Below are 25,225 nucleotides of genomic sequence, written 5' to 3' on the forward strand. Positions count from 1 at the left end.
ACAATTAAAGGGAAAAGCATGCTATAGGGATTAAAGGTTGTTCTGGAGAAAGTGGCGAATTTCGTCAGCTTCCATATTCGCTTCTTTGAATGTGTGTTCAATAACGCCTTTATCCTGCAAATCTTCTTTTCCAATAGATAAGCAACGGTTTTTGCGTAGGTTTATAATCAGCTTTTTATTTGCATCCTCATGATCATCTAGAATGGCTAAATCATATCGTTGTAACTGCCCCATAAAACTGACATAACGTACGTCTTTTTTTACTGTTTCATCATGGATCACATCATATTTTTTGCCCATTATATCCCCCATTTTAAAAAAGTGTTATTTTCCCAACTATATCATGTTTTGCTTCATAATCCTACAGAATATGATATGATAATGGTAATTCCTTGTTGGAGGGGTGACCGATGTATTTTGTTGATCGAAAAAAGCTAGAGGCGACATTGCATTATATGGATGAATTAATTCATGTATTGGAATCGGACCGTCCTAACTCAATAAAAGAAAAATTATGTTTGGAACGAGCTGTACACGTATTCATCGAATCTACACTTGATGTTGGCAATATGATGATCGATGGATTTATTATGCGCGATCCAGGAAGCTATCATGATATCATTGACATTTTACTGGATGAAAAAGTACTCCCGGCTGAAAAGGAGAATGCGTATAAAGAACTGATCACATTGAGGCGAATGTTGATTTCAGATTATGCAAATGTGGACCATAATAAGATAATGCAAACCATACAAACATACCTCGATGATTATAAACAGTTTTCAACCTATATACGTGATTATCTCACTGAGGAACATCAGCAAGTTGCACATGCGTTTACTAATGATTCACAATAAAGCATGGAATAAGGACTTTTCGTTTTAGCCTCCTGAAATAGTAAATTAAAGGGTAAGAGCGCAGCAGAACCGTCCTTAAAAAATACTTTTTCTGCGTGTGAAGTGTCACTTTCCAAGTTTTTCTGCTTTGAAAAAGTGGAAACATTTTTTCACCGTGTCACAACTTGGTTAACGATAGCTTATAAGCCCAACGAATTAGGAATTTAGGTGCCGTTGTCTCCTGGCTGAATTTTGGAAGCGGATAGTGGGGCACCTTACATTTGGAATAAACATAACTTTACCGTGTAAACAGCTGATAGAAGCTGTTTATTTGGTGTTTAAACTAGGAGAGTGGAACAACGATGACAAAAGCATATCAAGGTTATTTAATCGATTTAGATGGGACCATGTATCAAGGGAATGAACCCATTCCTTATGCTTCTGATTTTGTCCAGACATTGCATCATAAACAAATTCCATACGTATTTGTAACGAACAATTCTTCTAAAACACAGGAAGATGTGGCTGCTAAATTAAGGAAGCTAGACATACCAGCAGAACCTGATCAAATTGTAACGACAAGTCTAGCTACCGCTTCTTATATTAAAGCAAACCACGGGCTATCTCGTTGCTACGTTATTGGGGAGGAAGGGTTACATAAAGCCTTACGGGAAGAAGGGCATACCATCACGGAAACAGAAGACTGCGATATGGTTGTTATCGGAATTGACCGAAATATTACGTATGAAAAGCTAGCAAAAGCGAGCATTGCAGTTCGCAATGGAGCAACGTTCATTTCCACCAATGGAGATAAATCAATACCAAATGAACGTGGATTATTGCCAGGTAACGGGTCCCTTACAGCTGTCATTTCGATATGCACCGGTGTTGATCCTATTTTTATTGGAAAACCTGAAGCAGTTATCATGGAAGAAGCGCTTGAAGTATTGGGGCTAAGTAAGGAGAAGGCTTTAATGGTCGGAGATAATTATGCAACCGACATCCAAGCTGGGATACGGGCGGGGATAGATACGTTAATGGTATTTACAGGTGTTACTCCATTTTCGGATTATGAGCAACTAGCCGTTGCGCCTACGCATTATGTGCACAACCTTAAAGAATGGATGGAGAAGCTATAGTAGGTCGTAAAGGCAGTAGAACAGGAAGAAAGTTTATTTTCTTCCTGTTTGCTATTTAGTCATCTAATAATACATCCTCACCAGTTCCATGCGCCAAACGGCTGGAAGCTGCTGCTGCAATTGCTCCTACGATATCATCTAAAAAAGTATGACATTCCCCTGTAGATTTATCATTTAACCTCTTTAATATACCGGGCTTTTGCTTATCAATGTACCCATAATTGGTGAATCCAATCGAGCCGTAAACATTAACAATAGATAAAGCAATCACTTCATCAACTCCGTATAAGCTTTCGTCTGTATCTATTGTTTTTTGTAAGGGCTGTTGCAATTGTTTATTCTCAGCAAGGACATCTAATTGAATTCCAGTTAAAATAGCATTTTGAACCTCACGTTTTTTAAGGACACGGTCCACGTTATGCCTACACACGTCAAGAGTTAAATTTTCATGGTATTTGGATTGTAAGTAGTATACAAGCTCTGCAATATCATCTAATGTCACGCCTCGCTCTGTTAACCATTGTCTAGCCTTGACTTCTAATTCACTTCGACTCGTATTTACGTCCATTCTTCATCATCCTTTCATTTTTCTGTGAAAATTCATTGCACTCGTATCATAAACTGTTATAAAAGCATATGTCGTTCTTAAATAACGGATTGTTTTAAAGAATCCATATAAGGAGGTATACACTTGCACATTAGTGATTGGCTTTACGAACATTATAGGATTCATCCAGAAACAAAACGGTGGGTTGGGGGCAAGGAATGTTATCAGGCTGGTCAATATGTTTATTTTATCACTTCTATTGAAAACAATGAAATTATACATATGGAGCAAGCAGTAGTTGCCTACTATATAGCAGAAAATTCTTATAATCATATGGCGATTCCGATTCCAAATCATCAAGGGGAGTGGCTTACTCCTTATCAAGATAAGCGATGTATTGTCGTACAAGGGAGCGATGGTGGCCCTACTTATAAAGCTACAAATGGTTCTATGTTAGCGCAGTTTCATCAAATGGGGAGTCAGTATAGCTATGAACCGAAAGCTATTTCCAGCTATGGTCAATGGAAGCAGCTTTGGATTGACAAAGTAAGCTGGATGGAACAAACCTTGGAAAAAGCAGCTCAAGAAAAAGCAACTCCTTATTATCGATTGGTCATGGATATGTTACCTTATATTATCGGTCTTAGTGAAAATGCGATTCAGTATATTGGGGAGAGTGATCAGGAATTACGCTTTCAAGAATCGGATCAAGGTACCATCACTTTTCGTAGATATATGGACCAATTGCAGCAGTCTGTTATGTGGCCAATGGAATTAGTATATGATCATCCAGCTAGAGATATTGCCGAATTTTTGCGACAAGCATTTCTCCAACAAAATCCACAAGCAACCGTTACTCAATTCTTGCGTGAATATCAAACTATACAACCGGTCTCGGTTTTTTTCTGGCGTTTAGTGTATGCGAGATTATTGTTTCCTATTCATTTATATGACTGTTTAGAACGAAATCTTTTAGCAGAGCAAAAGGAGGATGGATTTGAGCAATTGGAGGAGTTATTGCGGCTTCAAGCCAGGTATGAAGCTAATCTCAGTCGTTTTTTTGAATGGGCGGAATTGGACTGTGACATTTTACAGATTCCTGTGTTACACTGGCTGTAGCAGATATCACGAAACTGTAACAAAACTGTTCATACCGTGAGGCACATCTTTTTTGCTTGAAGAAATTTTCAAGTGAAAAACCATTGTTCCTAGCTGAAGTTATATGCAGAGGTTTTTAACATACTTAAACTCGCTATCTTTTGAATTATTATGCAAACTATCGCTAGAGGAGGAGTGGAAATGAAAAAACCTTTCGTATACGTGACAAGAAACATACCAACAGAATTATTGAAAGCCTATGAAGAAAAATTTACATTTTTCTGTTGGGAGGAAGAAGAAACGCCAGTTCCCAGAGAAGAATTACGTAAACATTTGCAAGTAGCAGATGCACTGATTTGTATGGTGAGTGATTCCATTGATAAATCACTTTTAAAAGATGCCGACCATTTAAAAATAATCGCAAATTTAGCTGTTGGGTACGATAACATTGATATAGAAGCGGCAAAATCAAGAGGTATCATTGTAACGAATACACCTGATGTGTTAACTGAAACGACTGCTGATTTGGGGTTTGCTTTGCTATTAGCCACTGCAAGGCGTCTCATAGAGGCAAATAATTTTATTAGGCAGGGAGAATGGAAAGAGTGGTCTCCTTATTTGCTAGCAGGTGCTGATGTTCATCATAAAACCATTGGTATTGTAGGAATGGGGAGAATTGGAAAAGCAATGGCTAGACGTGCACAGGGCTTTGGAATGAATATTATATACCATAATCGTTCCAGAGATGAAGCAGCAGAAAAAGAACTAGGAGTAACTTATGTAAGCTTTCACGATTTATTAAACCAAGCAGATTTTGTAGTTTCCGTCGTACCGTTTACCAATGAAACGAAAGACATGTTTCATTTGCATGCATTTCAAATGATGAAAAAGACAGCTGTGTTTATCAATATTTCCCGAGGTGGGGTAGTGAATGAAGCGGATTTAATTCATGCGTTACAAAACGGAGACATTCAAGCAGCGGGGTTGGATGTGTTTAAAGAGGAACCGATTCAGAGGAACCATCCATTACTACAGCTACCTAATGTTGTCGCTTTGCCGCATATTGGATCAGCAAGTGTGGAAACGAGAACGAATATGTGGAAATTATGTCTAAATAATGTTGCTGCTGTGCTTAACGGGGGATCTCCCCAAACACCAGTCTAATGGAATTCTAAGGAAACGAATGGTGAACACTATTTGTTTAAAAAACAGAAAATGAAGTAATAACAAGCATAAAAAAGAAGGCATTCCTTAAATTAAAGCCTTCTTTTCCAGTCGCTACGTTGCTAAACGGGCGCTCTGCGCCTTGTCTTTGTTGACGAAAGCTCCCGACTGCTTGAAAATTTTCTTTATAATTACTCTATCCGGAGATTTTTAAAATACTTGTTCGATCTCAGTTACACCAGGGACTTCAGCCATAAGTGCACGTTCAATTCCTGCTTTTAATGTAATGGTTGAGCTAGGGCAATTCCCGCAAGCACCCATGAGACGAAGAAGCACAATGCCATTTTCATCAACATCAATTAGTTCCACATCGCCACCATCACGCAGCAAGAATGGACGTAATTTATTTAACACTTCCTGTACTTGTTCACGCATTATCCATCTTCTCCTTTCTTTCTATCTATTATAAAACGAATACAGTGAAAAATCTATTTAACGAAGCAGATAATCAATTTTATTTTAACTTTGATTCGACTTTTTGTAAAATAAAAGATATCAATGGATGGAATGGAGGGAGAGCATGAGTGAAATTGTGATTACGGTTTACGGAACAGAGCAGGTATGTGCTAGTTGTGTTGGCGCTCCTGGCTCAAAAGATACGTATGAGTGGTTACAAGCGGCTTTAGGACGTAAATATAATACAGAGTTGATAACGTATGAATACATTGATATAGAACAGCCTCCATCAGTGGGAAAACATCAAAACTTTGTTAAACGTATTATGGATGAGGATTTATTTTATCCGATCGTGTTTGTTAATGATGAGATGGTAGCTGAAGGGATTCCGCGGTTGAAAGATATTTACCAAGCATTGGACCAATATGATTTACCATTACAATCAGCGCAGAAATGAGGACAGTTTATGCAAATACCTTTTATCAAAATGCACGGATTAGGAAATAATTATATTTATTTGGATTTTTTCCAATATACAGTAGATGAAGAAAAATTATCAGCATTGGCGAAAAGTGTTTCCGATGTCCATACAGGAATTGGCTCAGATGGACTGATTATCATTCATCCAAGTGAAATCGCTGATGTCGGGATGCGCATCTTTAATAAGGATGGTTCAGAAGGACAAAGCTGTGGGAATGGATTGCGTTGTACTGCGAAGTATGCATTTGAACAAGGAATAGTAGCTGAAAAGCGATTTCGAATTGAAACGAAAGCCAATATAGTGGAAGCAGAAGTACAAGTGACAAATGAAAAAGTAGACCAAGTTACCATTAATATGGGTAAACCGCATTTGGAGCGCGAACTTATTCCGATGCAAGGTACTCCAAAACAGCATGTTATTAGTGAACCATTTGATATTCAAGGGCAAACGTTGGAGGTAACAGCAATATCAATGGGGAATCCGCACGCAGTATTTTTAGTGGATCAGATAGATGAGGAGCAGGTGTCTCAACTAGGCCCACTGGTTGAAAAAGATAATCGTTTCCCGCAAGGAGCTAATGTAGAGTTTATTGAGATTATTTCCCCAGTAGAAATCAATTTCAGTGTCTGGGAACGAGGCTCCGGAATAACACAAGCATGTGGTACCGGAGCATGTGCTGCAGTGGTTGCAGGGGTGTTAAACGGGCAGTTAGAACGCAATGAATCCGTTACCGTTCATTTGCCTGGAGGAGACTTAGATATTACATGGGACGCTAACGGAAATGTTTGGATGACTGGCGGAGCAGAAACCATTGCTACAGGGGTTTTTTATTCCGACATGTAAGGTGCTGTAAGGCTTCTATTTCAAGAGTTAGAGGTAAAAACAAACAAGTCTAAAGTGGAATTAACACCATCTAAACCTCCAATTCTTCAACCAATTTAGTAGAAGTTGAAGGAACCTCCTACTAAATGAAGTTTCACTTTATGCATTTCAAACGATGGTATCACGATGATAAATCGTATATGTATACCAAAGAAAACAACAGAACGGTAAAGTTGATTGGCTATGAATACAGATGTATACTTAAACTAAGCACTTCGGAAAGGAGAGATTTGTGCTGATGACGATTACGATTACAGATAATGCTAAACTGCAAATTGTTGAGATGATGAAAGAAGAATCAGACGGTGCTCATTTGCGTTTTGGAGTACAAGGTGGAGGATGTAGTGGGCTATCCTATGCATTAGGTTTTGAATACGACATTAATGAAGAATTAGATACAGTGCAAATAATAAATGACATCCCAGTTGTATTAAATAACCAAGATATTCCAATTATAGAAGGCACAACGATCGATTTTAAACAAAATATGATGGGTGGCGGTTTTAGTATTGATAATCCAAATGCCATCGTGTCTTGTGGTTGTGGATCTTCGTTTAGAACGAAAGATAAAGTTGGCACTCCTGGCGATTGTTAATACGTGAAATCGGGTAGTTTTAGCTTTTCATTTAGTAGGGACGGTGTCTATAGTAATCATGTTCTATCCCGTATAAAGCTCCTGCTTCAGGAATTGGATAATCTGTTCACAACAAGTCCAAGTAGGAGATAACAGTACCTAAATGCCCGAGTTTGTAAGCAGTCTTTAGGCCATACCATTACGGTACGAACAAGCCGTGGGGGATAAATGAAAACTCCCACTGATGTGGAAGATTCACTTGATCCCTTCCTCCTCCAAAAACAGCCAAGCTTACAAAGCTTGGCTGTAGCTGTAACCGGAAGGAGTGCTTTAAAACATGCTCGTTGAATGTTTTGGTTGTATTCTAGCTTTCGGATCGATGTAATGTTTCGCATTATTAACAGCGGTGGGCCCTTCTCCAAATCCTGTGGCAATTAGATTAATTTTCCCATCATATGTGCAAATGTCTCCGGCAGCATAAATACCTGGTATGTTTGTTTCCATTTTAGAATTTACGACAATACTATTTCGCTCAATCTCAAGTCCCCAGTTTTTAATCGGTCCTAGTGAAGAAACAAACCCATAATTACATAAAACTGCATCTACATATAACTCTACCTTACGTTCGCCTTTTACTTCGTCTAGAATGACTTGTTCAATTCGATCCTTTGCAACAATGCTGCTCGGGACAAACGGGGTAAGTATGTCAACATTAGAAGCATATAACTTATTAACACTGTGTTCATGAGCGCGAAACTTGTCGCGTCTATGAGCTATGGTTACTTTCTTAGCAATCGGCTCCAGCATCAATGCCCAATCTACAGCAGAATCACCACCGCCTAGTAGCAGTACATGCTGATCTTTATACTGATTCATATCTTTGACATGGTAATGCAAGTTTATATCTTCAAATTGCTCGCAATTGTCTACATTTAGTTTACGAGGTTGGAACGCACCATTGCCGGCAGTTATAATCATTGTCTTTGTATAATGAATATCATTTTTATCAGAAGTTAATTTTAATGTCCCATCCTCCAGTCTTTCAACTTGCTCAATAGCTTGCTCTAACACAATTTTAGGTTGGAACATATTAGCTTGTTCTTCCAAGTTGTCGATTAATTCCTGAGCTCTTATTTTTGGAAAACCAGCAATATCATATATATATTTTTCTGGATAAAGAGCAGTTAACTGCCCACCAGTATGTGGTAAGCTTTCAATAATCTTTACACTTGCCTGACGCATTCCACCGTAAAAAGCGGTGAATAAGCCGACAGGGCCTGCACCAATAATGGTGACATCGTATATATCATTTGTCACTATAATCCCTCCATTCAAAATAATCATGACGACATATTTTATACTATCATATCTTAAATAAAATAGAATATAAATGTACTCGTGAGTCAGAGAACTAGTTGTTTTTAACTATTTTGAAAAGTCATATAATTAGGTATATTTAGGATAGGCTTGAAAAGCAAATCTAAACAGGCTACTATAACTAAGGAACTATTTTACGATTATGTGACATTGAAATGAATTTTAGGTTACACCATAACGTAGCAATTCGTCTGCTACCATAAGATATATGATAGACTATAGAAGTAGAAACATTACCTGCAGATGTAAGTGAATTAATCATCTAATTCATTTATAGGTAAAATTAACATGAATATATAATTGATACTGAATTTTATTTTGTGAAATGATCATCTTACCATATTTAACTATGAGCTATAGTGATGGTTTTTATAGGCGTACTCAAGTGAAATGTGTCACAAATTTTTCCGAAAAGGGAATAAATGGAAGTGATGGATATGGGGAAAAAAAATATAGTTGTTTTAGGTGCTGGTTACGGTGGTATGATGACTGTAACAAAATTGCAACGATCTTTACGCACGAATGAAGCAAAAATAACCTTAGTAAATATTAATGAATATCATTATCAAACAACTTGGTTGCATCAAAATGCTGCAGGGACGATCCGTGATGAGCGGACAAAAATACGTATTAAAGACATCATTCATCCGCAAAAAGTTGATTTTATTCAAGATAAAGTACTGTCTATTCAACCAAAAGAGAAAAAAGTAATGTTGGAAAATACAGTGCTGGATTATGATGTGCTTGTTATTGGGTTAGGCTTTGAAGTAGCTACCTTTGATATCCCTGGTTTAGAAGAGCATGCATTTACGATAAATAATATAAAGAATGCTCGTCAGCTTCGTGAACATATTGAACATAATTTTGCCATGTTTCAAAAGGAAGAGGAACAAAATTCAGCTCGACTAACCTTTGTAATTGGAGGTGGTGGGTTTACAGGCATCGAATTTTTGGGTGAACTTGCAAATCGTGTTCCAGAGCTTTGTGAAAAATACAATGTGGATAAACAAAACGTGCGGATTATTAACATTGAAGGGTCTTCGACAATTTTACCTGGATTTGATGAGCAATTGGTAGAATATGCAATGAATTCTTTAGAGGCTCGTGGTGTAGAATTTATTACTGGTGCTTTTTTAAAAGAGTGTACACCAACAAGTGTATCATTTGAAAAATATGGTATGCAAAACCAAATACCTACCTATACCACAGTGTGGACCGCTGGTGTAAAAGCTAATTCGATTATAAAGGAATCAGGTTTTACTACCAATCAAGGTAAAATAGAAGTAAATAATGATATGCGTTCACCTGAATACGACAATATATTTGTCATTGGGGATTGCGCTTTGATTATGGACTTTGAAAAGGGCAAGCCATATCCACCAACAGCACAAATTGCTATCCAAGAATCAGAAGCAGTGGCTTATAATATAAAAGCTTATATACGCAACCAGGAGATGGAAGGCTTCAAACCAAATATTCTTGGAACAGTTGCTTCATTGGGAGAACAAGATGCTATTGGAGTCATCTTTAAAAATAAACAGATTTTAGGATGGAAAGCTGCAGTCATGAAAAAAATAATTGATAATCGTTACCTTTTTAAGCTTGGAGGTTTTCGATTATTGTTGCAAAAAGGGAAGTTTACCATTTTTCCACGTGTACATCAGTAATCATACACGTGTATCAACGGGTATAGCTTATAAATTAATTGCAGTCATTATATTATTTTAAAAATTCCCTTACCTAGAACTGGTCAATTGGAAGATAATTCTTTATCAGTAATAAAAAAATATGGGAAATGTAACCAGTAAAAGGTACCTGAGATCTTAGGAGACTCAGGTTTTGTTATTGTATAGGAAACTATAAAATGAGGTGCTTGGCAGGAAAAACGTTATATTAAAAAATAGCGTCTATAATAGACGTCTATGACGTCGTATTATCTGATTGTGGACTACATAGGGATATATAAGTAAAATATGCCTATTGCCGAGATGAATTTAAGCTACAGCTTCACTCTGGAAAGCGATAATTCTTTTTGATATTTAAGGACACCATGAAACTTCGTTTTTTTCTGTTTTTTTATACAGCTATTGTTTTAAAAATAGCGCATCAACTAAACTCCCAATTAGAGTTATCATACTAAGGGGCCTGTTCCTTTCCACCCAATCTCTTCAACTAAATCAATAAGACTTCCGTTACCATCTCTATTTATAATGCATCTTTTAAATTACCACCTGGGTTGCTTTTCCCTTCTTCTTGTCTTCATCTTTCCCTTTTTCTTTCGGAAGTTTCCTTATTTTCATTTATGATTCCACGTCCATTTTAGCTATTGTAACACATTTGTTTTTACGTTTTTATCCGTATATATACTGTAAGACTCCCACTTCACGAGTTGGATAATCTGTACGGCAAACAAGTCTAAGCAGGAGATAACAGCACCTAAATTCCCGATTCATGGGTCTAACAATTAGTAAAAGATGAATGGAAACCTGCACTAATTGAAGATTCACTTTATAGGCTAAAAAATTATAAGTAAACTAAGCTCAAGGAAGTTAGCTTTGCTTTTTTAATAATTTCCTTTAAAATGATGGAGAAAGAGATGATATAAAAGATAACAAAGGGATGATTGGAAGGGAGAAACAAGGCTTGATTCAATTAGTAGTATCTATCTTATTATATTTCGTTATTTTTTTTGGAATCGCATTTATTTTGAATATGCTTTTACGCACGACTTGGTTGATGGCGTTTATCTATCCGTTAGTAGTTATTATCATTGTTGATAATACATCAACATGGAATTATTTTACCAAAACAAGTGAAACGTTTTCTAACCTACTGACGCGTCTGACAGAACTTACTGCTGTAGATATTTCTATCTTAGCTGCTGGGTTTGCTGGTACGATTGTATCAGGTATTGTAATTCGTTTATTAAGGAAGAGCGGATATCAAATGTTTTAAACACTTGTTCCAAAAGAATAAACAACGTCAAACCTGTTAGTTTATGGACTATAGTGGTCCCTGTTCAACGTAATGAACAGCTCCAAAAAGCGAGTATGAGGAATATCATAACCCTTTTATACTCTTTTTTTGCATAAGCAATTTAATAGAATAGTGTATAATTTTTTGGGGATTGGACATGATGACATCCAAAGAGGTGTTTTTCATGAAAACCAAAAATGTTATGCAGAAAATGTGTATGAGTTTATTATTTGTGGCTGTATGCGGTTTAGTTATTATGGCAGTTAACGGTGTGTCTGGAGCTTCCGCTAAGCTTTGGTCGTATGCTCCTTCTGGTGTACAAAAACTAAGCGAACAAGAGGATATGATAAAAGGAAAGCATGTTTCTACTAGACAAACAAATTTGGAAGAAAAAGGTTTTAATCAGACGAAAGAGGAAAAGCGTCAGATATCCAGCAATCAAATTGGCCATGTAAAAACGTTAGAAGAAGCAGTTAATTATGAACAATATCCAAGTAAGAAAGTTGTTGCAACGGGTTATACAGCTGGTAGAGAGTCTACAGGGAAAAATCGCGAACATCCAGAGTATGGGATAACTTATTCGGGTGTTCAAGTAAAGCGAGACTTGTATTCTACTATTGCCGCAGATTTATCCGTTTATCCAATAGGAACGATTCTATTTATTCCCGACTATGGTTTTGGTGTAGTTGCTGATAAAGGCAGTGCTATAACAGGTAATAAGATTGATTTATACTATGAGACAGTGGAAGATGTCTATAATCAATGGGGAAAAAAACAAGTGGATGTATACATGATCGAAAAAGGTAATGGAAAATTAACCGAAAAACAGCTGCAACAGTTAAATGAGAATAAAGCATTGCAAGTGTTTAGACAGAATATAACAGGTGACTAACTAACCTATAATGATGAAAAGGTATCGCTAATTGCGATACCTTTTTCTTAGTGTATAAGAAACTATAAAATTCTTAAATGCTTGGACGAAAAACGAATAGCCACGTCCGGCGCATGGGCCCAGCAACGATGCGACTTTAGAAATCCGCCCTATGGATAAGGCCTCATCGGTTCGCCTGTAAGAGGAAGGCCGACTAAAAACGGGCTTGCCGCCCAGACGTCTGCATACCTTTGTTTTATTGGTATGATTCCTTTATCCCGTAAAAAGGCCTTGTAGACTCCCACGGTTTAAGCATGGAAGGTGTGAGCGGAACAAGTCGAAGCGGGAGGTAACAGCACCTAAATCCTCGATTCGTTCAAGGGCCTTTAGGTCATCCCCTTGGGCTACTAACCATCAGCAGGGATGAAGAAAACCCCGTTGATGGAAGGTTCCCTTTATCATTCGTTGATTCGTTCCATTCGCTACGTTGCTAAACGGGCGCCCAGCCTTTGTTGATAACCTTGCTGTGTGCTAAATATGATCCTTTTAATAAAGAAAAACATAAAGCATAAACGCTACTAACACTCCAGTAAGGCCTCCAACCAAGACCTCAATAGGTTGGTGCCCCAGCAGTTCCTTAAGTTCCTGTCTTTTCTCATATTCTTCTTTATTTGACCAATCTTTTGCTCCGTCTATAAACAGTTGGAAATCACGGATAAGTTGATTCAAAACGATTGCCTGTTCGCCTGCCTGCCTTCTTACACCAGTAGCGTCAAACATGATAATGACACTAAATACACAAGAAATGGCGAACATGGTAGAGGATACACCTTCTACAATACCTACACCCGTAGTTAAAGCTGCAACCGCTGCTGAATGACTACTAGGCATGCCACCAGTACTAAAAGCTAAGTCCGGTTTAAATTCTTTGGTAACAATTAGTGCAATAGGTATTTTAATTACTTGAGCGAAAAAAATTGCTGTTAATGCTGCCCATAAGGGGTAGTTCAAAAATAATTCCATGCTGCCAAACACCCTCTCTTCAAAAAATGTATCCCTTGTTGCTGGAAGATATGCACCTTATCTTACATAATGTTATCTTACCATAAGGGAGAATGACACGCATGAAATTTTTGCCTGTATATTTTGATGGTGAAGTTTCGGTCTCGGAAATAGTAGTGCTGACGAATTAGCACTGTGATCGTTTTTGCTTTGCAGTGCTAATTTAGGTATCCTAAGAAATGGATATACATGATTTTCTTAGGTACATATATAAGCTCCCTCGTGCTCTATCCATTTAGAGAGTACTTTCTTGTTTTGCTTAAAGCTGCTGTGTGTATAGGCAGCGAAATAATTTCCGAGAATCCCATTGTTATCCACTTAATCTTGCACGACTTAAAACAGGAATTCTTTTTATAACACGCTCCATAAATAAAGCAGCTAAAACAGCAAAAGCAATATCTTTAATTAAAAATGGGATCATTCCACTCCAAGCCAAGGTATAACTAAGTGGCACGTCCAACCACATATTGGAAGCTGCATACATGTATGTTACTCCAATGAAATAATTGATAAATGTACCAATAACAGCTGCGGCACAATAGCGAATAATAGAATAGTCTTTGCTGCGATTATTTACTATCCAACCAACAAAGCAAGCAACAAAAATAAATGATATCACAAATCCGCCAGTAGGGCTGATAAATATCCGAGGCCCAGCTGATAGTCCAGCAAATACAGGTACTCCAGCTACACCTATTAGCATATATGCCAACATTGAAAAACTGCCTAATTTTCTTCCGAGCATTAACCCTGCAAGAATAGCGAAAAATGTTTGGAAGGATAATGGTACGTCAGCTCCACCAATTGGTATGGTTAACATCGGAAACCAAACGGTAATATTTGCTCCAATTGCCATTAATACAACAAAAACCGCTCCATATGTAAGATCCATTGTTTTGAGTTGTTTCATAAAAGTTTCCCCCTTTTGTCTATAAAAATATATTAATTAATAGTGCATGATAGAATTCATACTATCGGTTTCTGGTTTATTTGTCAACGAATTTAGTTTTAGGTTAACAATTAAGGGGATAGAACTTTAAGAAGTGATGAACTGATAAATATCGTATTAAAAAGGACCAAAAAGAAATATCGCGTATCTCTAACAGGATACGCGATGGTAGTCATGGAAACATTTTTGTTGGCTAATAGATGTTTATGAAGCAAAAGGTAAAGATCTTTTAATTAGCGTGTGTTATTTAATAACCGCTTCTAATGCGACCTCCATCATTTCATGGAATGTTGTTTGTCTTTCTTGTGCAGTAGTTTCTTCCCCTGTTAAAATATGGTCGGAAACAGTTAATACGGATAACGCTTGACGATCAAATTTTGCAGCTAATGTGTAAAGGGCTGTTGTCTCCATTTCTACAGCTAGCACTTTATAAGCTGCTAATTTTTCGTTAACTTCTTTTGCGTTATCTCGGTAGAAGGTATCACTTGTAAATACATTGCCCACTTTTAAGTTCAATCCTTTAGCCACACCTGCATCATAGGCGTTCTTTAAAAGCTCAAAATCAGCCAACGGTGCATAGTCAATGCCTCCAAAAACCATTCGATTCATTTGTGAATCAGTTGTGGAACCTTGAGCAAGTATAACGTCTCTCACTTTTACATCCTTTTGAATGGCACCACAAGTACCTACACGAATTAATTTTTTCACGTCATAGCTTTGAATTAACTCATTCACATATATGGAGATAGAAGGTACTCCCATGCCTGTTCCTTGAACAGAGATTTTTTCACCTTTATATGTTCCTGTATACCCTAGCATGCCTCTTACTTCATTATACTGTTTTGGATTTTCCAGGAAAGTTTCTGCGATAAACTTTGCGCGAAGTGGATCTCCTGGCAATAAAATTTTATCAGCGATTTCTCCTTGTTTTGCACCAATATGTACACTCATAATGATTGCCTCCTTATAATAGTGAATAGCCTTCAAGATAACGTTATCATAGGCGTTCGCTAAAAACAACTGCCAAGAAATAAGGAGTGTTAAATAAGTTATTATTGGGAAACGTATGTTAATGAAGAAGCAAATAATGTTCCTCGATGTTTAAACAAAAAAATACAATATTTTATTAAAAAAACACTTTTTTGTTTCAAAAAATCATTTTTTTGTATATAATAGGTTTAGCTCAGTTTTTCACTTGGATGAAGTGCATACCTTATACTTATAAAGCTTGTTCCAGTAGGAGAAAACAAGGTTAAGGAAGCAAGGGGTATCATCTTTAATGTCGTTGGGAAAAGTAAGCGGATTAAAAGTATGGTATAAAAAAATAAATAAATCCTATGCTTGCTGAGCCATTTTAATAATTTTTAATTACGTTACAAGATAATTTCTTTGGAAGGATGAAGGAAAATGACAGAAAAAACTTTTACAATTACAGCAGATACTGGAGTACACGCACGTCCAGCTACACTTTTGGTTAACAAAGCAGGACAGTTTGAATCTGAAGTGGAAATAACTTACAATGATAAAACGGTAAATTTAAAATCTATCATGGGTGTTATGTCACTTGGTATTCCTAAGGGAGCAAAGATCAAGATTTCTGCTAATGGATCAGATGAAAGTGAAGCACTTAAAGGTATCGAAGAGGTTATTAAAGAGCATCTTGGTGAATAATAAAAAACTGTCAGCTTTTACGCTGACAGTTTTTTACTTTGAGATAGAAATAATGTTGATGTAGAATCAGACTTGTGATTTTATAGTAAAGCTGTATCTCTGTTACCTGATAAAAAACATGAAGAATGGTATGCGTTTCACTGGTATTTTTGATCACACGCTAATAGTATGCTTTTTCCAGCCTATTCAAACATGACAGTGCAGCTTGATTATAATCGGAATCCTCCTGCGCTAGCTTTTGCTTATATTCCTCTATCGCTTGCTTTAATGAGTCTGTATAATCTGGAACACTCTCAGTGAAGCGATGCACTGCTGCTTTTTTTACGTTGGTTTTTTCGCCAAATGCTAGTGCCTTCCGTTCATGAAAGAAAACACCTTCTGTTTGATGGGGATTATGTAAGTCTCCTTGCATCGGATGTTTTTTTACAGCTAGCACTTCTACTACATAACGGTCTCCTTTATCCGCAATCACTTTTCCGATATAGGTGCCTGATCGATAATGCGCTTTTACCATTTCCCCGATATCTACGTCTGCCATTCTATCCAGCCTCCTTCTATAAAAAATATGCTCTTTTTATCTATTTTGCCAAAAATAAAGTATAACTTCAATCCGCAGGTCTTCTTCTTTCTGCCACTGGCTATTACGATCAAGCAAAATCTCTAAATAAATTGGTCATATACTGGTAGATGGATTTCGGACTACTTTACTGTGTTTTCACTTCATAGGATGAAAAGTGAGATGTTATTACCAGTACGGAAGGTTTGGCGAACAATTTGCTTTATATCTTTAGGTAATGATGATAAGTTTGATATAATGATGTGGGAGGATGTGAGGGGAAATGATGCCTTTTCTTTATTTTCCAGAGGATAAATCGGAATATATCCCTGCCATTATTACATTAGTCGTGTTTTTTATAGCTGCAGGGATCACGATGTACTTTATTTATAAAAAGTCAAAAAAAGACGAAAAAAAATTCAAGCAAGAATATCATCACGAACTAAATGAATCACGTGATAAATGAGCCTGCCCTCTTATAAAAAAAGAGGGTTTTTTTATTGTCTAGGAAATTATAAAATTTTCCAGCTATGGATAAACTTAAACTTAGGAAGTTATTTAGCCACGTCCGGCGCAAGCGCCCAGCAACTAGGCGACTTCACGAATCGCCCTACGATAAGTCATCATTGGTTCGTGGTTAAGAGGAAGGCCGACTAAAAACAGGCTTGCCGCTCAGGCGTCGTCATACTCCTGTTGCAGGAGCATGATTCCTTTATCTTAGCTGCTTCGCTCCAGCCGCTACGTTGCTAAACGGGCGCTCTGCGCCTTTGTTAAGAGATAAGAAAGTATACAATGAGGTGGCTTAGGGATAATGAAATAACCGAATAGCCTCGTCGCGTTGCGTCCATGTTTAACTTTTACATAGTAATTATATTGCATTTGGATATATTGCTTATTTAACGCAAAAGCACATGGAATGAGATTGAAGGATGATTTGCTATTCGTATTCAAAATAGAAAAAAGGAAAATGACTATCGACATACCATTTGAACATTAAATTAAAACAATTTTATAACATATGAGTAGCTCTTTAATCAACGGGAAAGCTAAGCAAAAAGAAAGGGTGGGATCGAAATTATGCGACCATTTCTATTCATTCTACTCATCCTGTTGATGGTGGCTTGTCAACCGGAAGACAAAAAAACAAGAGAAGCGGAAATGTACAATTCATCCGGTGATATGGTTGGAACTGCAACTTTTGGTGAACAATCCGATGGAGTGAAGATAAAAGTAGAACTGGAAGGGTTGGAACCTGGTTTTCATGGCATCCATGTCCATGAATACGCTAAATGCGAAGGGCCAGACTTTAAATCTGCTGGGAATCATTTTAATCCTACAGGAGCAGAACATGGCCTGATGCACCCAGAAGGTCCCCACTTAGGGGACTTGCCAAATATAGAAGCAGATGCGAGTGGAGTGGCTAATGCTGATCTAATGTTGCCACAAGTTACTTTATTGGATGGAAAGGATTCATTAACTTCAGGAGAAGGTACATCCATTATTGTTACGAAAAACGAAGATGATGGGATGACTCAACCAGGAGGCGATTCTGGAGAAAGAATTATTTGTGGAACATTGACAAAAGAAAAAAGCAAAGGTGGGAAATCGCCAACAGATCCAACGCAAAATAATGACGAATCAGAAGAGTAAGGTGAATGATTTCCTTCGAGCTATTAAGGTTCACTCATGCAAAAAAGCAGGTTTTGGACGAAAGTGGTTAAGCACATTGCCTTCCCCTGCTTTTTCTCTCAACACCTAGAACAAGGTGAGTCAAAGCCCACTTCACTTTATGTTTTGTATAGCTTGGATGATCCTGTCAACTCCTTCTTCCAAGGTTACTCTCGGGCAAGCGATATTCATTCGCATAAAACTGGAACCTTCTTCTCCATAATCGTTTCCAGTATTTAAACCTACCCTAGCTTCTTGGATCATAAATTTACGAAGTGCGTCAGGTTCCATTTTTAAAGTGCTACAATCAATCCAAAGTAGATATGTTCCTTCTGAGTTCGTAACAGTAATATAAGGAATCTGTGCTTGAAACATTTTTTGGACATATTCTTTATGACTTTTTAGTACTTGACGGAGTTCGTCAAGCCAATGGTCTCCATGCATATAAGCAGCTTCTAAGGCAGTGTTCCCCATAGTGTTAAGTCCATGCACACCTTGTTTTGACAATTGATCATTTAATTTTTCCCTTAGCTCTTTATTTGCAGTAATAACATAAGAAGCTTGTAAGCCCGCTAAGTTAAAGGTTTTTGAAGGTGACATGCACGTTATCGTTCGATTGTTAATTTCTTCTGAAAGGGATGCGATTGGAATATGAATTTCATCAGGAAAAGTTAAATCACAATGAATTTCATCTGAAATAATAAGCACATTATACGCCAAACATAATCTGGATAATTCCTCCAGTTCTTCTCTTTTCCATACGCGACCAACTGGATTATGTGGCGAACAAAGAATAAACGCCTTTACACCTTGCTTTAGCTTTTCTTCAAAATCGTTAAAATCAATCTGATAGTAGTTGTCTTCATAGCGCAAGGGATTTTTAACGATTTGCCTGCCGTGACTTTTAATTACATGATAAAAAGGTGTGTAGACAGGTGTTTGAATCAAGATTTTGTCATCAGGTTCTGTGAATGCTTGCACTGCCATATGTAAGCTAGTTACAACACCTGGACTAAACGATAACCAGTTAGGGTTAATTTTCCATTGGTGTCTGCGGTTAATCCAGTTTACAATCGATGCTTTGATGGCATCGTCCACCATCGTATAGCCATAAATGCCGTGTTTAGCACGCTCAATGAGTGCTTCGTTTACTTTATCTGGCGCTTTAAAATCCATATCTGCTACCCACATCGGCAATACATCGTCAGTCTGAAACACGGGTGCTAACATATCCCATTTTACTGATCGGGTATTTTTTCTATCATGTTGTATTTCAAATATACTCATTTTCCAGCCTCCTTTTTGTATTTCAGCTTTGTTAGAATATGAATTCTGTTGGAGACATAGTTCACAATCCAGTTTTTTGTTATGAACGGATTACCTACGCACCATCTGCTCGAACACATATTTATAGTATAACATGTTCATTAAATCCTGAAAGAGCAGAGTAATGAATATTTGAATTTATTTACCCCCGTATATAAAGTGTTGCAAGGAGTTGGATAATTTGCACTGCAACCATTCTAAGTGGGAAATAACAGTACCAAAATGCCTTAATTCCTAAGCGGCCTTTAGGGCGTATCTTTGGGCTACTAACAATAGGAGGGAATTAAACCCTCACTGATTGAGATTTACTTCCCGTATTCGGAAATATAGAGGGTTTGCAATAGTTTCAGCGATTTGACAAATCAACCAATGGTGGGCAACATAAACTTCATTTACGCCGTATGCGAGGTCCATCAGACTCCCGATTTAAGATCTGAGGCCCAACCGGGAGATAACGGCCTAAAATTCGGTTTCATTGTTAGTATCAGTTAAAATGTTGGAGACGTAACACGTAGTGCTTTTCTTATTCATGTTCACATCCCAAATGCACGAAACAGGTTATGAGGATCTTATGAAAAACGAAGCGTCGTGGTTAACAAAGAACAAAGGCGCAGAGCGCCCGTTTAGCAACGTAGCGGCTGGAGCGAAGCAGCTAAGATAAAGGAATCATGCTCCTGCAACAGGAGTATGACGACGCCTGAGCGGCAAGCCCGTTTTTAGTCGGCCTTCCTCTTAACCACGAACCATTGATGACTTATCGTAGGGGATTCGTGAAGTCGCCTAGTTGCTGGGTGCTGGAGTCGGACGTGGCTAAATAACTTCGTAAGTTTATCCACAGCTGCAAAATTTTATAATTTCCTAGACCAAGAAAAAAGCAAAGCGATATTAGCGCTTTGCCTACAGGGGGAATACGAGAAAGTCTTACATTCCTTAGTTTACCCAATAAAAAATAGTTTAAACATGAATACGTACACGTTTTATCATTTTTATGTGGATGGCTAAACTTTTCGGTACTTATTTACTAAAGCTCCTACAAGTTAAGCGATTTGTAAAACAAATTCACATATAGAAAAAGGGGGGAAACCCCCCACTATGGCCTATTTCATGTAAGATGCTGTAACCCGGCTTTAAGCAGTCCAAGTAGACAAAGAATGTATGAGGGGGAGAACAGCGCCAAAATCCAGCTAGTTCTTTAAGTCATACTCTTACGGTAGGTATGAACGGGTACCCCTCTGATTGAAGCTTCTTTTTATAATCTGTTTTCCAGGTTTTTTCTTTCTTTTTCAAAACCAGGTTTACCTAAAAGAGCAAACATGTTCTTTTTATATGCTTCTACACCTGGTTGGTCAAACGGATTAACCCCTAATAGATAGCCGCTGATCGCACAAGCCTTTTCAAAAAAGTAGACAAGATAGCCAAAAGTGTAAGCATCTAGCCTAGGGACTTCTACGACAAGATTTGGTACTCCGCCATCCGTGTGGGCAAGAAGTGTGCCTTGGAAAGCTTTGTCATTAATTTCATGAATCGTCTTTCCAGCTAAATAATTTAATCCATCGGCATTAACAGGATCACTTTCTACAGTTATTTGATGCTTAGGCTCTTGGACACGAAGCACGGTTTCGAAAATGTTACGGCGCCCTTCTTGAATATACTGTCCTAATGAGTGTAAATCAGTTGAAAAGTTAGCAGAAGATGGATAAAGACCTTTGTGATCTTTGCCTTCACTCTCCCCAAACAACTGCTTCCACCATTCTGCAAAATATTGCAGGTTTGGCTCATAATTAATAAGCAACTCGGTAGTTTTTCCTTTATTGTAAAGAATGTTACGGACAGCAGCATATTGATAACTAGCATTATTTTTTAAGCTTGGATCGTTGAAATCGTTCATCGCATCACGAGCACCATGCATCATCTCATCAATGGAAGCACCGCTTACAGCAATTGGAAGGAGCCCTACAGCTGTTAAAACAGAATAACGTCCGCCAACACCATCAGGAATAACAAATGTTTCATATCCTGCCTGATCTGCAGATGCTTTTAAAGCGCCTTTTTCTTTATCCGTTGTTGCGAAGATGCGTTCTTTTGCAGCTTCGGCGCCATATTTTTCTTCTAATAGTTGCTTGAAAATACGGAATGCAATTGCTGGCTCTGTAGTCGTACCACTTTTAGAGATAACGTTAATGGAAAAATCCTTATCCTTTAAAACGTCCATTAAATCGTGCATGTAAGTAGAACTCATATGGTGTCCAACAAATATGATATGTGGTGCTTTGCGCTCCTCTTTAGCTAAATAATGTACAAAAGAGTGGTTAAGCATTTCTAGTGCAGCCCTTGCTCCTAAATAAGACCCGCCAATACCGATTACTAACAGCACGTCAGAATGGTTGCGAATTTTTTCTGCAGCTTCCTTTATTCGTTTGAATTCTTCTTTATCGTATGTTTCAGGTAAGTCAATCCAATCAAGAAAGTCGCTTCCGGCTCCAGTTCGATTATGTAGCGCGTGATGTGCTGCTTCTACTGCATTCTCTAAATGGTCTAACTCTTGCTCATTCATAAATGGAAGAGCTTTTTTATACGTAAATGTTACATGAGTCATTTGTAATCCTCCTTCGAAGAAATAAAATTAAGTTTGTTACATTATTCACTTTACCCAAGAGAGGGTGGGAAATCAAGAAAGAAACTGTATAATCTCCGTTCATTTTACAAAAACTATTCTAGATACTAAAGGAAGGAGGTTGTAAACATGAATGGTATACAACGTACAGCTTTAGCGATTACAATTATTGGTGCAGTGAATTGGGGCTTAATTGGTTTATTTCAGTTTGACTTAGTGGCTGCAATATTTGGTGGTGAACAAAGTGCAGCATTTGCCCGCGTTATCTATACATTAGTTGGGCTTAGTGGGCTTGTATTGATACCACTGTTATTTAAAACCGATGAAGCTTTTGCAGATCAGCGAGAACCAGAAAGAGCGAAACGATAAATAAATAAGGCAAACTCATGTTAGGGAGTTTGCCTTATAGTTATTTTTTATTGTAGCTGGATTGTTTCATCCACTCTTCTAATTTATCTTTCAATGTATTAAATCCAGCTGGCTCTGTTTCCTCTTGCTTTGGCTTAACTTGCTTTGGTTTTGCCTTTGGTGCTTCTTGGGTTGCACGAATCGATAAAGAAACTTTGTTTTTTTCTTCATCTACTTGTAAAACTTTTACTTTGACTTCATCACCAACAGTTAAATGATCATGAATATCTTTAACATACCCATGGGTTACTTCAGAAATATGAACAAGGCCTTGTGTTTCTTCATTTAGAGCTACAAAAGCGCCATATGGTTGAATTCCAGTAACCTTTCCATCCAAAATTTGTCCAATCTCAAAATTGCTTGTCATGCTGAACAACTCCTATTTCTATTCGTTTCTTTTTACACAATAAAATATTTTAGCATAATAATGGGTATGTAGCAAAACATAAGTGTAGCATTCCGTTAATATTAAATCATCAAAGCATAAACAAATACAACTAACATGTCTTCAAGTACATGCTTTATTATTTAGGATGGAAGGAGTAAAACGAATGGTACCTTTACAATCAAATTTAGAAAATAAAACTTATCACTTATATAAAATGGAAGAAGTGCTAAAGCCCATTGGTTTCGTGATAGGAGCAAATTGGGAATATGATCATGGATATTTTGATATTAAGCTGGATGATCGAGGTACGTATTTCTTTTTGCGTATTCCTTTTGAATCCATTGCAGGATCTTTAGACTCACCAGGTGTTACAGTCCGTATTCAGCAGCCGTTCTTACTAGGGCATCAATATGAAGGAGGAAATGATCAAGATAGCAGGAATGGGGCTATACAGGGGCTGGTTAATCAATTCCAAACCCCAACCGACCCAGATACGGAGATTCCTAAAACATATATAGACATAGGAAAGGAATGTATAAAGGAAGTGGAAGCATTACTTACCCCGCGGAATGAGTCCAATTAACTGATCCCCTTTTTTTAAGCGGAATGCAGGCGAAGGGTTTATATGGTAGCGGTTATCGCGGATAATTCCTAACAGAATTTGTTGTTTCTTCCGTAATAGAGCAACTGTATCTTGAAAAGATACACCCTCCAGATCTTTTCGTACTTCTTCGTGGTAAAATTGTTGGGTACCTAATAGATGAAAAACATCTTCAAATGGTTTGGATGTTGCTTGCCGAAATAGCTCTTGATAAAACAGCACACTGGTAAAGTCATTGGAGCGAATAATCGTCGTAGCTCCAGCACGATGTGCATTTTCAATTTGCGTAGACGTAACGATTTCTGCAATAATTGGAATGGTTGGATGGTTTCCGCGAATAGCAACAGCCGTCAAGATAGTGATATTATCAGCATCGCGTTCATTTTTGGCAGTGTCTGTTGTTATTAATACGCGATCTGCTAATTTAATATTTGCTTTTTTTAAAACACGATCCTCTGTCGGATCACCTTGTATAAAATGGACGGGGTAATCAGAAAACGATACATGCTCTAATGTCGTATCGACAAGTACCATTTGAATGTGTGAATTGGACTGAGCAATGATTTCAATTAACCGTCTGCTCCTTTCATTCCAACCAATGAGTACAAGGTGATGACTTCCTTTAAACGCTACTCTTCCTTCTTCAATAGCCTGTTCCTGACGAAAAGTGGAAGCTGCCAAAGAAGTAATGTAAAAAGCAATTAAACTGCAGCCAGTTAAAATTAACAGTATCGTTACTAATTTCCCAATAGGGGTTAACGGCACGAAGTCTCCGTAACCAACTGTTGCTCCAGTGATGAATGCCCACCATATACCGTCAAAAATGGAAGGAAATTGGTCTGGTTCCGCAATATGAATAAGATATCCAAAAATGAACATAAATAAAAAAATGCTAATCAGCAGTTTGATTAATAAAGGAAGCTTAAAATAGATTTGTTTAATAAGACGAATGCTCACACTACTCACCTGACTCTGCATGCTTTCTCGAAGGAAACTGTAAATATCTTTCTTCATAATAATCACATCATAATGGAAAACCTGCTATTATTATCTCGTATATAAGGCGCTGTAAGACCCCTACTTCAGGAGTAGGATAATATAATCTGTACTGCAATAAGTCTAAGTAGGAGATAACAGCACCTAAATACCCGTTTTCGTAAGAGGTCTTTTGGTCATAACCTTGAGCTACTAACAATCCGTGAAGAGGTGAAAGAAAACCCTGCTGTTGGAAAATTCACTTGTTCATTTCGTGTTGGATAACGAAACAAGGTCATTTGCAAACGAGAAGTTATTTGTAATAAAAAATGATTTCCTTATAATACATGACATAGTATTCAAGATAGTAAACGAAATGCAGAAGAGGAACTGTGGAAAATGCAATTTATTCTGGAAGTAAATACAGTTCCTCTAAAAAAACTTTTCGTTTTCGTATAAGTAACAGTATGCAACAACTTTTTCGGAACATCTTTCTAAAACAGTATGGACAAGTTCCATCCTTTATAACCATAAAGCGATGGGCGTTTTTGGAAAGCAGGTTTGAATAGGTGGCTTATTTTAAACAACAGTATTAACTTTAATACC

Annotated in this window: 27 protein-coding genes; 15 read left to right on the forward strand and 12 right to left on the reverse strand. The window is 37.5% G+C overall.

Annotated features, from left to right (window positions below; genetic code table 11):
- Positions 1–30 precede the first annotated feature (30 nt).
- Entirely contained in the window at positions 31–300 is a 270-nt protein-coding gene (locus tag D1839_RS07110; protein ID WP_120379215.1) for an SAV0927 family protein, read from the reverse strand.
- 110 nt (positions 301–410) lie between these two features.
- Here D1839_RS07110 and D1839_RS07115 point away from each other — a divergent pair, with 110 nt between their 5' ends.
- Positions 411–857 (forward strand): DUF86 domain-containing protein, encoded by a 447-nt coding sequence (locus D1839_RS07115; protein WP_120379216.1) that lies wholly within the window; start codon positions 411–413, stop codon positions 855–857.
- Positions 858–1,198: 341 nt separating this feature from the next.
- Entirely contained in the window at positions 1,199–1,975 is a 777-nt protein-coding gene (locus tag D1839_RS07120; RefSeq protein ID WP_120379217.1) for a TIGR01457 family HAD-type hydrolase, read from the forward strand.
- 55 nt (positions 1,976–2,030) lie between these two features.
- On the opposite strand, the gene D1839_RS07125 is transcribed toward D1839_RS07120, so the two are convergent.
- Positions 2,031–2,543, reverse strand: a complete 513-nt coding sequence (locus D1839_RS07125; protein ID WP_120379218.1) for a phosphatidylglycerophosphatase A family protein — start codon at positions 2,541–2,543, stop codon at positions 2,031–2,033.
- Between the two features lie 123 nt (positions 2,544–2,666).
- Between D1839_RS07125 and D1839_RS07130 the strand changes: the two genes are divergently transcribed.
- Both D1839_RS07130 and D1839_RS07135 read left to right on the forward strand, forming a co-directional pair.
- Complete coding sequence (locus D1839_RS07130) at positions 2,667–3,641, forward strand: hypothetical protein (RefSeq protein ID WP_120379219.1); 975 nt, start codon at positions 2,667–2,669, stop codon at positions 3,639–3,641.
- Between the two features lie 180 nt (positions 3,642–3,821).
- Entirely contained in the window at positions 3,822–4,784 is a 963-nt protein-coding gene (locus D1839_RS07135; protein ID WP_120379220.1) for a 2-hydroxyacid dehydrogenase, read from the forward strand.
- 210 nt (positions 4,785–4,994) lie between these two features.
- Here D1839_RS07135 and D1839_RS07140 read toward each other — a convergent pair whose 3' ends face one another.
- Positions 4,995–5,219, reverse strand: coding sequence for a NifU family protein (locus tag D1839_RS07140; protein WP_050350380.1), 225 nt, complete (start codon positions 5,217–5,219; stop codon positions 4,995–4,997).
- Between the two features lie 145 nt (positions 5,220–5,364).
- Here D1839_RS07140 and D1839_RS07145 point away from each other — a divergent pair, with 145 nt between their 5' ends.
- The 3 genes from D1839_RS07145 (at position 5,365) to D1839_RS07155 (ending at position 7,198) form a co-directional block, all read left to right on the forward strand.
- A complete protein-coding gene (locus D1839_RS07145; RefSeq protein WP_199690004.1) occupies positions 5,365–5,697 on the forward strand; it encodes a YuzD family protein in 333 nt (110 codons plus the stop codon).
- A 9-nt stretch (positions 5,698–5,706) separates the two neighbouring features.
- Positions 5,707–6,564, forward strand: a complete 858-nt coding sequence (gene dapF, locus D1839_RS07150) for a diaminopimelate epimerase (RefSeq protein ID WP_120379222.1) — start codon at positions 5,707–5,709, stop codon at positions 6,562–6,564.
- 277 nt (positions 6,565–6,841) lie between these two features.
- The gene (locus D1839_RS07155; RefSeq protein ID WP_120379223.1) at positions 6,842–7,198 is read left to right on the forward strand and encodes a HesB/IscA family protein; all 357 of its coding nucleotides are present in this window, start codon (positions 6,842–6,844) and stop codon (positions 7,196–7,198) included.
- Between the two features lie 309 nt (positions 7,199–7,507).
- Here the strand turns inward: D1839_RS07155 and D1839_RS07160 are convergent, their stop codons facing one another.
- Positions 7,508–8,494 carry an NAD(P)/FAD-dependent oxidoreductase gene (locus tag D1839_RS07160; protein WP_120379224.1) on the reverse strand — a complete coding sequence of 329 codons (987 nt, stop codon included), beginning with the start codon at positions 8,492–8,494 and terminating at the stop codon, positions 7,508–7,510.
- Positions 8,495–8,991: 497 nt separating this feature from the next.
- Here D1839_RS07160 and D1839_RS07165 point away from each other — a divergent pair, with 497 nt between their 5' ends.
- The 3 genes from D1839_RS07165 to D1839_RS07175 all read left to right on the forward strand — a co-directional run bounded on the left by D1839_RS07165 (position 8,992) and on the right by D1839_RS07175 (position 12,422).
- On the forward strand, positions 8,992–10,221 hold the full coding sequence (locus tag D1839_RS07165) for an NAD(P)/FAD-dependent oxidoreductase (RefSeq protein WP_120379279.1): 1,230 nt from the start codon (positions 8,992–8,994) through the stop codon (positions 10,219–10,221).
- 976 nt (positions 10,222–11,197) lie between these two features.
- A complete protein-coding gene (locus D1839_RS07170) occupies positions 11,198–11,509 on the forward strand; it encodes a YuiB family protein (protein WP_120379280.1) in 312 nt (103 codons plus the stop codon).
- 205 nt (positions 11,510–11,714) lie between these two features.
- Entirely contained in the window at positions 11,715–12,422 is a 708-nt protein-coding gene (locus D1839_RS07175; RefSeq protein ID WP_286164743.1) for a 3D domain-containing protein, read from the forward strand.
- Positions 12,423–12,947: 525 nt separating this feature from the next.
- Here D1839_RS07175 and D1839_RS07180 read toward each other — a convergent pair.
- From D1839_RS07180 to deoD, 3 genes are all read right to left on the reverse strand, one after another.
- On the reverse strand, positions 12,948–13,424 hold the full coding sequence (locus D1839_RS07180; protein ID WP_120379225.1) for a divergent PAP2 family protein: 477 nt from the start codon (positions 13,422–13,424) through the stop codon (positions 12,948–12,950).
- Between the two features lie 349 nt (positions 13,425–13,773).
- Entirely contained in the window at positions 13,774–14,373 is a 600-nt protein-coding gene (locus tag D1839_RS07185; RefSeq protein ID WP_120379226.1) for a biotin transporter BioY, read from the reverse strand.
- 282 nt (positions 14,374–14,655) lie between these two features.
- A complete protein-coding gene (gene deoD, locus D1839_RS07190; RefSeq protein ID WP_120379227.1) occupies positions 14,656–15,363 on the reverse strand; it encodes a purine-nucleoside phosphorylase in 708 nt (235 codons plus the stop codon).
- A 456-nt stretch (positions 15,364–15,819) separates the two neighbouring features.
- Between deoD and D1839_RS07195 the strand changes: the two genes are divergently transcribed.
- Positions 15,820–16,083, forward strand: coding sequence for a phosphocarrier protein HPr (locus D1839_RS07195; protein ID WP_120379228.1), 264 nt, complete (start codon positions 15,820–15,822; stop codon positions 16,081–16,083).
- 160 nt (positions 16,084–16,243) lie between these two features.
- On the opposite strand, the gene D1839_RS07200 is transcribed toward D1839_RS07195, so the two are convergent.
- Complete coding sequence (locus tag D1839_RS07200) at positions 16,244–16,621, reverse strand: kinase-associated lipoprotein B (protein ID WP_120379229.1); 378 nt, start codon at positions 16,619–16,621, stop codon at positions 16,244–16,246.
- A 301-nt stretch (positions 16,622–16,922) separates the two neighbouring features.
- Here D1839_RS07200 and D1839_RS07205 point away from each other — a divergent pair, with 301 nt between their 5' ends.
- A complete protein-coding gene (locus D1839_RS07205; RefSeq protein ID WP_120379230.1) occupies positions 16,923–17,105 on the forward strand; it encodes a hypothetical protein in 183 nt (60 codons plus the stop codon).
- Between the two features lie 611 nt (positions 17,106–17,716).
- A complete protein-coding gene (locus D1839_RS07210) occupies positions 17,717–18,289 on the forward strand; it encodes a superoxide dismutase family protein (RefSeq protein WP_120379231.1) in 573 nt (190 codons plus the stop codon).
- A gap of 132 nt (positions 18,290–18,421) precedes the next feature.
- Here D1839_RS07210 and D1839_RS07215 read toward each other — a convergent pair whose 3' ends face one another.
- Positions 18,422–19,594 (reverse strand): MalY/PatB family protein, encoded by a 1,173-nt coding sequence (locus D1839_RS07215; protein ID WP_120379232.1) that lies wholly within the window; start codon positions 19,592–19,594, stop codon positions 18,422–18,424.
- 1,288 nt (positions 19,595–20,882) lie between these two features.
- Positions 20,883–22,229 (reverse strand): glucose-6-phosphate isomerase, encoded by a 1,347-nt coding sequence (locus tag D1839_RS07220; RefSeq protein ID WP_120379233.1) that lies wholly within the window; start codon positions 22,227–22,229, stop codon positions 20,883–20,885.
- 147 nt (positions 22,230–22,376) lie between these two features.
- Between D1839_RS07220 and D1839_RS07225 the strand changes: the two genes are divergently transcribed.
- On the forward strand, positions 22,377–22,616 hold the full coding sequence (locus D1839_RS07225; RefSeq protein WP_050350395.1) for a DUF378 domain-containing protein: 240 nt from the start codon (positions 22,377–22,379) through the stop codon (positions 22,614–22,616).
- A gap of 40 nt (positions 22,617–22,656) precedes the next feature.
- On the opposite strand, the gene yugI is transcribed toward D1839_RS07225, so the two are convergent.
- Entirely contained in the window at positions 22,657–23,022 is a 366-nt protein-coding gene (gene yugI, locus D1839_RS07230) for a S1 domain-containing post-transcriptional regulator GSP13 (protein ID WP_120379234.1), read from the reverse strand.
- Positions 23,023–23,206: 184 nt separating this feature from the next.
- On the opposite strand from yugI, the gene D1839_RS07235 reads away from it, so the two are divergent.
- A complete protein-coding gene (locus D1839_RS07235; protein ID WP_120379235.1) occupies positions 23,207–23,626 on the forward strand; it encodes a YugN-like family protein in 420 nt (139 codons plus the stop codon).
- On the opposite strand, the gene D1839_RS07240 is transcribed toward D1839_RS07235, so the two are convergent.
- Entirely contained in the window at positions 23,597–24,658 is a 1,062-nt protein-coding gene (locus D1839_RS07240; RefSeq protein ID WP_199690006.1) for a potassium channel family protein, read from the reverse strand. The genes D1839_RS07235 and D1839_RS07240 overlap by 30 nt on opposite strands.
- Positions 24,659–25,225 lie beyond the last annotated feature (567 nt).

Source organism: Roseburia sp. 1XD42-34, assembly GCF_009917385.1.
Taxonomy (GTDB): domain Bacteria; phylum Bacillota; class Bacilli; order Bacillales; family Amphibacillaceae; genus Virgibacillus.